The organism is Streptococcus sp. 4094 (genome assembly GCF_013277125.1).
Classification (GTDB): domain Bacteria; phylum Bacillota; class Bacilli; order Lactobacillales; family Streptococcaceae; genus Streptococcus.
Genome location: NZ_VMMI01000039.1, coordinates 1 through 8930 on the forward strand (window position 1 = coordinate 1; position 8930 = coordinate 8930).

At 42.5% G+C, this 8930-nt stretch carries 7 protein-coding genes; all 7 read left to right on the top strand.

What is annotated here, in order from left to right; all coding sequences use genetic code 11:
• Positions 1–212 precede the first annotated feature (212 nt).
• The 7 genes from HT721_RS08795 (at position 213) to HT721_RS08825 (ending at position 8707) form a co-directional block, all read left to right on the top strand.
• Positions 213–1307 carry a cystathionine gamma-synthase gene (locus HT721_RS08795; protein WP_173229620.1) on the top strand — a complete coding sequence of 365 codons (1095 nt, stop codon included), beginning with the start codon at positions 213–215 and terminating at the stop codon, positions 1305–1307.
• A gap of 7 nt (positions 1308–1314) precedes the next feature.
• Positions 1315–2481: a MalY/PatB family protein gene (locus tag HT721_RS08800; protein WP_173229622.1), complete on the top strand. Its 1167-nt coding sequence runs from the start codon at positions 1315–1317 to the stop codon at positions 2479–2481.
• 92 nt (positions 2482–2573) lie between these two features.
• Positions 2574–5672 carry a DEAD/DEAH box helicase gene (locus HT721_RS08805; RefSeq protein WP_173229625.1) on the top strand — a complete coding sequence of 1033 codons (3099 nt, stop codon included), beginning with the start codon at positions 2574–2576 and terminating at the stop codon, positions 5670–5672.
• Positions 5673–5719: 47 nt separating this feature from the next.
• Positions 5720–6337, top strand: coding sequence for a hypothetical protein (locus tag HT721_RS08810; protein WP_054378751.1), 618 nt, complete (start codon positions 5720–5722; stop codon positions 6335–6337).
• A gap of 10 nt (positions 6338–6347) precedes the next feature.
• Positions 6348–7682 (top strand): UDP-N-acetylmuramate--L-alanine ligase, encoded by a 1335-nt coding sequence (murC, locus tag HT721_RS08815; RefSeq protein ID WP_173229629.1) that lies wholly within the window; start codon positions 6348–6350, stop codon positions 7680–7682.
• Positions 7683–7691: 9 nt separating this feature from the next.
• Complete coding sequence (locus HT721_RS08820; RefSeq protein WP_173229631.1) at positions 7692–8153, top strand: GNAT family N-acetyltransferase; 462 nt, start codon at positions 7692–7694, stop codon at positions 8151–8153.
• Positions 8150–8707, top strand: coding sequence for a GNAT family N-acetyltransferase (locus HT721_RS08825; protein WP_240149984.1), 558 nt, complete (start codon positions 8150–8152; stop codon positions 8705–8707). Before HT721_RS08820 ends, HT721_RS08825 begins: the two co-directional genes overlap by 4 nt.
• Positions 8708–8930: the final 223 nt, after the last annotated feature.

Consider the following 8930-nt stretch of genomic DNA (forward strand, 5'->3'; position numbering starts at 1 on the left):
GGATAGAACTGACGAAGTCAGCTCAAAACACTGTTTTGAGGTTGCAGATAGAACTGACGAAGTCAGTAACATATACCTACGACAAGGCGACGCTGACGTGGTTTGAAGAAGTATAAGTATATAGTTTAAAACTATAACTAGCTCTTGAAAAGAAGAAAATGAGTTGATGAAAATAAGTGGTACAATAGTTACTATAGATTTGGAGGAATTGTATGAGCAAGGAATTACACATTAACACAATTTTGGCCCAGGCGGGTATTAAGTCAGATGAAGCGACAGGTGCATTGGTGACACCGCTTCATTTTTCAACGACCTATCAGCATCCAGAGTTTGGTAGATCTACTGGATTTGACTATACGCGTACTAAAAACCCAACTCGTAGCAAGGCTGAAGAAGTCTTGGCGGCCATTGAGTCAGCTGATTATGCCCTAGCGACTAGTTCAGGGATGTCAGCTATTGTACTGGCCTTTAGTGTCTTTCCAGTAGGAAGTAAGGTCTTGGCTGTCCGTGACCTTTACGGTGGTTCTTTCCGCTGGTTCAATCAAGTGGAGCAGGAAGGCCGTTTCCATTTTACCTATGCCAATACAGAAGAAGAGTTGATTGCCGAGTTAGAAAAGGACGTAGATGTCCTCTATATCGAAACACCAACCAATCCCTTGATGTTGGAATTTGATATCGAAAAACTAGCAAAATTGGCTCATGCTAAGGGTGCCAAAGTGGTGGTGGACAATACCTTCTACAGCCCTATCTACCAACGTCCGATTGAAGATGGAGCAGATATCGTTCTCCATTCAGCAACCAAGTATCTGGCAGGCCACAATGATGTCCTGGCTGGAGTGGTTGTGACCAATAGTTTAGAACTATACGAGAAGCTTTTCTACAATCTCAATACGACAGGGGCAGTCTTGTCACCATTTGACAGCTATCAATTGATTCGTGGTCTCAAGACCTTGTCTCTTCGTATGGAGCGCTCAACAGCTAATGCCCAAGAAGTGGTTGCCTTTTTGAAGGATTCTCCAGCAGTTAAGGAAGTTCTCTATACTGGTCGTGGGGGCATGATTTCCTTTAAAGTAGCCGATGAAACGCGCATTCCACATATTTTGAACAGTCTCAAGGTCTTCTCTTTTGCGGAAAGTTTGGGTGGGGTAGAAAGTCTCATTACTTATCCAACGACTCAAACCCATGCTGATATTCCAGCAGAAGTGCGCCATTCCTATGGTTTGACAGATGACCTCTTGCGTTTGTCGATTGGGATTGAGGATGCTAGAGATTTGATTGCAGATTTGCACCAAGCCTTGGAAGGATAAGACAAAGATGGGAAAATATGATTTTACAAGCCTGCCCAACCGTTTAGGGCACCATACCTATAAATGGAAAGAAACAGAAACGGATAGTGAAGTTCTACCAGCTTGGATAGCGGATATGGACTTTGTAGTCTTGCCTGAAATCCGCCAAGCCGTGCAGACTTATGCGGATCAACTGGTTTATGGCTATACCTATGCCAGTGATGAGTTAATTAAGGAAGTTCAAAAGTGGGAAGCCACACAACACGGTTACCACTTTGACAAAGAGGCTCTTGTCTTTATCGAGGGTGTGGTACCAGCTATCTCAACAGCTATTCAAGCCTTTACAAAAGAAGGCGAGGCAGTTCTGATTAACACACCTGTCTACCCACCTTTTGCTCGCAGTGTCAAGTTGAATAATCGTAGATTGATTACCAATTCTTTGGTGGAAAAGGATGGTCTGTTTGAGATTGACTTTGACCAACTTGAAAAGGATTTGGTGGAAGAGGATGTCAAACTTTATATTCTCTGCAATCCTCACAATCCTGGTGGACGTGTTTGGGAAAAAGAAGTGTTGGAGAAGATTGGTCAACTCTGTCAAAAATATGGTGTTTTCTTGGTTTCAGATGAGATTCACCAAGATTTGGCCCTCTTTGGTCACAAACACCAGTCTTTCAATACTGTCAACCCTGACTTTAAAGAATTTGCGATTGTCTTGAGCAGTGCTACTAAAACCTTTAATATTGCTGGGACAAAAAATTCCTATGCAGTCATTGAAAATCCTAAGTTGCGACTGGCTTTCCAGAAACGTCAATTGGTCAATAATCAGCATGAAATTTCAGGCTTGGGCTATTTGGCGACAGAAGCTGCTTATCGCTATGGGAAGGATTGGCTAGAGGAACTTAAGCAAGTCTTTGAAGACCACATCAATTATGTGGTGGATTTATTTGGAAAAGAGACTAAAATCAAGGTCATGAAACCACAAGGAACCTACTTGATTTGGCTTGATTTTTCAGCCTATGACCTGACTGATGAAACATTGCAAGAGCTGTTGAGAAATGAAGCTAAGGTTATCCTCAATCGTGGTTTGGATTTTGGGGAGGAAGGAAGTCTCCATGCCCGTCTCAATGTAGCCATGCCTAAATCTCTGTTGCAAGAAGTTTGTCAGCGAATTGTGACGACTTTTGCTAAACTTTAAAAATCCAGCCTTCTAGGAGAAAAGTATCCCTAGAAGGCTATTTTCATAGGGGAAAATATGGTATAATAAAAAGATAAGGTAAAGGTAAAAATATGGCTAAATTGATTCCGGGGAAAGTCCGTATCGAAGGCGTTGCCCTTTATGAAACTGGTAAGGTTGACATCATCAAGGAAAAGAATAATCGGCTCTACGCTCGTGTTGCAGAAGAAGAACTGCGCTATAGTTTAGAGGATGATTTGGTTTTTTGTGCCTGCGATTTTTTCCAAAAGAGGGGCTACTGTGTGCATTTGGCAGCGCTGGAGCATTTTCTGAAAAATGATGAGCGTGGTCAGGAAATCTTGCAGAGTCTGGAAGAAGGTCATGAAGAAAAAGAGGCCGTTGAAACTAAGGTGACCTTGGGTGGCAAATTTTTGGACCGAATCTTATCTCCAAAATCAGAACGTGCCTATGAATTATCGGCTGTCGGTCAGGTGGAAGCAGGAACCAATCATATCTTGTGGACGCTGAGAATTGGGCAAATCAATAGCCAAAAATACTATGTCATTCGAGATATTCTACTCTTTTTAAGGATTGTCGAGCAGAGAAAGTCTTATATGATTGGCAAGATTTATGAGGAGTCTCTTTCTTGGGAAGCCTTTGATGAGGCCAGTCAAGAACTTCTGACTTTCTTGCGAGGACTGATGGAGGAAGGACAGGCTCCAGACCTCTTTTTCCAAAACCAAGGTCGGCACCTCTTTTTCCCTCTGACTTTTTTTGAGCAGGGTGTGAATTTACTGATGACCTTGCCCCATTTTCAATTTGACCATCAAGTGGATAGCTATCAGACTCTGCTTTTTCAGGATATGCATGCTGATGCCAATCTCTTTGCCTTTACAGTAACAGTATACTCGGACTATTTTGAAATGGAAATCAGTGAGAGTCCTAGGGTCAATGTTTTTTATCAGGGAGCTGTGCTTTTCCATAAAGGTCAGGTTTATTTTCAAACAGACCAGCAGATGCAACTTCTAAAGGAAATTAAAGCGCTGCCTGTGGATCAGCATGGAAAGAAATACCTGCAATTTGATAGCAGTGACCGAGATAAGTTGGCTTCTTGTCTAACGCTCTTTGGCCAGATGGGGACTGTTTCAGCTCCAGAACGGCTACAAATCAAAACTTTTGCGCCCTCTTTTTACTTTGACAGAGAAGAAGATAATCGGATTCGTTTAGAAATTCAGTTTGATTATGGGGATAGGCAGGTATCAAGCCGACAAGAGCTAGAAGAATTGCCGTTTTCAAGTGATGCTGACTTAGAAGAAAGAATTTTCCAATTCTGTTTGGTTGCAGGTTTTGAAGCAGACTTTCAATCTTGGCGTCAGGCCCTAAAAGCAGAGTCTGTCTATCATTTCTTCCACGAAATCATTCCAGTCTTTGAAAAACTCGGTCATGTTGACCTATCAGACAAGCTAGAAGAGCTTTATAGCTTAGCGAGTCCTCAAGTGCAGATTGCTTCCAAGGGAGGTCTCTTGGAAATCCAATTTGATTTTCAAGATATTGCCCAAGAGGAAATTGACCAAGCCATGCAGGCCTTGGTTGCCAATCAAGATTTTTATATCGATTCGTCCAATCAAGTCTACTTTTTTGATGAAGAAACCAAGAAAATTCGCCAAAATTTACAGGAATTGGGGCAATTTGAGTTAAAAGATGGCTCCTTACAGGCTCGAAAATCCTTGGCCTACAGTTTAGCCCATCTCTTTGAAGGGCGTGACCGTGTTTCTTTTTCACAAGAATTCCAGAATCTGGCTCATGATTTGACGCATCCAGAGGACTTCCCTCGACAAGCAACTCAGGTTCAGGCTGATTTGCGAGATTATCAGGAAAAGGGAATCGGCTGGCTGCAAATGCTCCATCATTATGGTTTTGGTGGGATTTTGGCTGATGATATGGGATTGGGGAAAACCCTTCAGACCATTGCTTTTTTGACCAGTCAAGTGACAAAAGAAAGTCGGGTTTTGATTCTCGCTCCATCTGGTTTGATTTACAACTGGGCAGATGAATTTCAGAAATTTGCCCCACAGTTGGATGTAGCTGTTGTTCATGGCTTGAAAGCTAGTCGTGAAGAGATTCTTGCTGAAAGCCATCAAATCTATGTGACGAGCTATGCTACCTTCCGTCAGGACAGTGAGCTTTATCAGGGGATGGCCTTTGATTTCCTTTTCTTAGATGAAGCTCAGGTTATGAAAAATGCCCAGACTAAGATTGCCCAGACCTTGAGACAATTTGTGGTGCCGTCAGTTTTTGCCTTGTCAGGGACTCCGATTGAAAACCATCTAGGTGAGCTGTGGTCTATTTTCCAAATCGTCATGCCAGGACTCTTGCCAAGCAAGAAAGAATTTATGAAATTGCCAGCAGAGCGAGTGGCTCAGTTTATCAAGCCTTTCGTGATGCGACGCAAGAAAGAAGAAGTGCTGACTGAATTACCAGACTTGATTGAAGTGGTTTATAAGAATGAACTTGAAGACCAGCAAAAGGCTATCTATCTAGCCCAGTTGCAACAGATGAGAGATAGATTGGCTCAAGTGTCAGATCAGGAATTTCAGCGAAGTCGGGTGGAAATCTTGTCTGGTCTGATGCGCTTGCGTCAAATTTGTGACACTCCTGCCCTCTTTATGGGAGATTATCAGGGAGCCAGTGGCAAACTGGATAGTCTTCGAGACCTGCTGGTACAGGTGGCAGACGGTGGACACCGTGTCTTGATTTTCTCACAGTTCAAGGGAATGTTGGAGAAAATTGAACAAGAATTGCCAGACTTGGGCATGACTTCCTTTAAAATTACGGGTTCAACCCCAGCCAAGGAAAGACAAGACATGACCAAGGCCTTTAACCAAGGGGAAAGAGATGCCTTTCTGATTTCCCTCAAGGCTGGTGGTGTCGGACTGAACCTGACAGGTGCTGATACGGTTATCTTGGTTGACCTTTGGTGGAATCCTGCGGTGGAGGCGCAAGCCATTGGCCGTGCCCATCGGATGGGTCAGGAAGAAACGGTTGAGGTTTATCGCTTGGTGACCAAGGGAACTATTGAAGAAAAAATTCAGGAACTCCAAGAACAGAAGAAACATCTGGTGTCACAAGTATTGGATGGCACAGAGTCACGTGGCAGTCTGACCCTAGCAGAAATTAGAGAAATTTTGGGAATTTCTGAAGCCAGCACTTGAAAAATCAAGACAATACGCTATAATGAAGTGTTGAAAGGAAATAGAAAATGAAACAAGAACGATTTCCATTGGTGTCAGATGACGAGGTCATGTTGACTGAAATGCCAGTCATGAACTTGTACGATGAGTCTGATCTGATCAGTAATATCAAGGGTGAGTATCGAGATAAAAATTATTTAGAATGGGCTCCTATTACTGAAGAGGCGCCAGTTAAACCGATTGAAAAGCAAGTCGAGAAACCTAAAAAGGCTCCTTTAGGGGTTAAAAAAGAAGGAAAGAGTTATGCTGAGGTGGCGCGTGAAGAAGCGCGTGCAGACTTGAAAAAGAAACGCTCTGCTAACTATCTAACTCAGGATTTCAGCCGTGCGAGACGTCATTCTAAATCAGGCCTTCTTAGACAGGGCAATCAACCGACCGCGCCTTTCCAAAAGGAAAATCCTGGTGAATTTGTCAAATATAGCCAAAAATTGACCCAGTCTCAGTACATCTTGGCGGAAGAAGTTCATTCTATCCCTACCAAGAATGAAGAAGTGTCAGCACCTGCTCCAAAGAAAAACAACTATGATTTTCTAAAGAAGAGCCAAATCTACAATAAAAAAAGTAAACAAACAGAACAAGAACGTCGGGTTGCCCAAGAGTTGAATCTGACCAGAATTACAGAATAGGGGAGAAAACATGCCAAAGACATATCATTTTATCGGAATTAAGGGATCAGGGATGAGTGCCTTAGCCTTGATGTTGCACCAAATGGGGCATAAGGTACAGGGATCAGATGTTGAAAAGTACTACTTTACTCAACGTGGTCTTGAGCAGGCAGGCATTACCATTCTTCCTTTTGATGAAAAGAACCTAGACGGTGATATGGAAATTATCGCTGGAAATGCCTTTCGTCCAGATAACAACGTCGAAATTGCCTATGCAGACCAAAATGGTATCAGCTACAAACGTTATCATGAATTTCTAGGTAGCTTTATGCGTGACTTTGTCAGCATGGGAGTAGCTGGAGCGCATGGAAAAACTTCAACGACAGGTATGTTGTCTCACGTCTTGTCTCACATCACAGACACCAGCTTTTTGATTGGAGATGGAACAGGTCGTGGTTCGGCCAATGCCAAATATTTTGTCTTTGAGTCTGACGAATATGAGCGTCACTTCATGCCTTACCACCCAGAATACTCTATTATCACCAACATTGACTTTGACCATCCAGACTATTTCACAAGCCTCGAGGATGTTTTCAATGCCTTTAACGACTATGCCAAACAAATTACCAAGGGGCTTTTTGTCTATGGTGAAGATGCAGAATTGCGTAAAATTACGGCTAATGCTCCGATTTATTATTATGGTTTTGAAGCAGAAGGTAATGACTTTGTAGCTAGTGAGCTTCTTCGTTCAACAACTGGTTCAATCTTCACCGTTCATTTCCGTGGACAAGACTTGGGGCAATTCCACATTCCAACCTTTGGTCGTCACAATATCATGAATGCGACAGCCGTTATTGGTCTTCTTTACACAGCAGGATTTGATTTGAACTTGGTGCGTGAGCACTTGAAAACATTTGCCGGTGTTAAGCGTCGTTTCACTGAGAAAATTGTCAATGACACAGTGATTATCGATGACTTTGCCCACCATCCAACAGAAATTATTGCGACCTTGGATGCGGCTCGTCAGAAATACCCAAGCAAGGAAATTGTAGCAGTCTTCCAACCGCATACCTTTACAAGAACCATTGCCTTGTTGGACGAATTTGCTCACGCTTTGAACCAAGCGGATGCTGTTTACCTAGCGCAAATCTATGGATCTGCTCGTGAAGTAGACCATGGAGATGTCAAGGTAGAAGACCTAGCCAAAAAAATCAACAAAAAACACCAAGTGATCACTGTTGAAAATGTTTCTCCACTCCTTGACCATGACAATGCTGTCTATGTCTTTATGGGAGCAGGAGACATCCAAACCTATGAATACTCATTTGAGCGACTCTTGTCAAACTTGACAAGCAATGTTCAATAGGATGCTCCCATGGAAATTCCAATTAAGATTATTCAGGCAAGTATACCTGATTTGGCTGAGATAGAGGCACTTCAGGCCTCGTCTTTTCCAGCTGAAAAGCAGCAACCTTCCCATATCTTAGAAGAAAGTATCCGTAAGTGTGCGGATACCTTTCTTCTAGCTAGGGATGAAAATAAACTTTTAGGCTATATCCTATCAAGTCCCCAGTCAGACAATCCGCAATGTCTAAAAATACATTCTTTAGTTATCGAGGCTGACCATCAGAGACAAGGATTGGGAACACTTCTTCTTGCAGCCTTGAAAGAGGTGGCAGTTGAACTGGATTACAAAGGGATTCGTTTGGAGAGTCCTGATGAGCTGCTTTCCTATTTTGAAATGAACGGTTTTATCGATGAAGAAACTTCCCTTTATGCAACTAGCCAGGGTTTTAGTATGATTTGGTTTAATCCCTTTTATCTGGAGGCACAATGAAGATCAGACAAGCAAGATTAGAAGATTTAGAACGTATCGTTGAGATTGAACTAGAAAATTTCTCGGTTGAAGAAGCCATTCCTCATTCTGTCTTTGAGGCACATTTGCGAGAAATTCAGACCTCTTTTCTGGTTGCAGAAAAAGAGGGCAGGATTATGGGTTATATAGAAGGACCAGTTGGCCCCCACCGTCATCTGCAAGACCAGTCTTTTACAGAAGAAATAAAAGACTATAGTCATGAGCCTGGTGGCTATATCTCTGTGACCTGTCTTTCTATTGCCAAGGAGGCCCAGGGGATAGGACTGGGTCAGCAATTGCTAACAGCCTTGAAAGAACTTGCTCTTGAAGATGAGAGAGAAGGCATTAATCTAACCTGTCATGACTATCTCATCGCCTACTATGAAAAACACGGATTTATCAACGAAGGCTTGTCTCAGTCAATCTTTGCAGGGGAAACTTGGTATGATATGGTCTGGGAAGCTAATACTCTTCGAAAATCAAATTCAAACCACGTCAGCGTCGCCTTACCGTACTCAAGTACAGCTTGCGGCTAGCTTCCTAGTTTGCTCTTTGATTTTCATTGAGTATTAGTTGCTAGAGAAAGGCACTCGTAAAGCCTAGGTCACAGGTGAAGATATGACTGAGGATTTGAAAAATTAGATATGTAGAAAATAACCGTTAAGCCTCGTTCTTAGCGGTTATTTATATTGTTTAATAGCGCTGATATTTCATCAATGATGTTTGACTTTGTGATTTTGGTAGTGGTTCAATTTGATT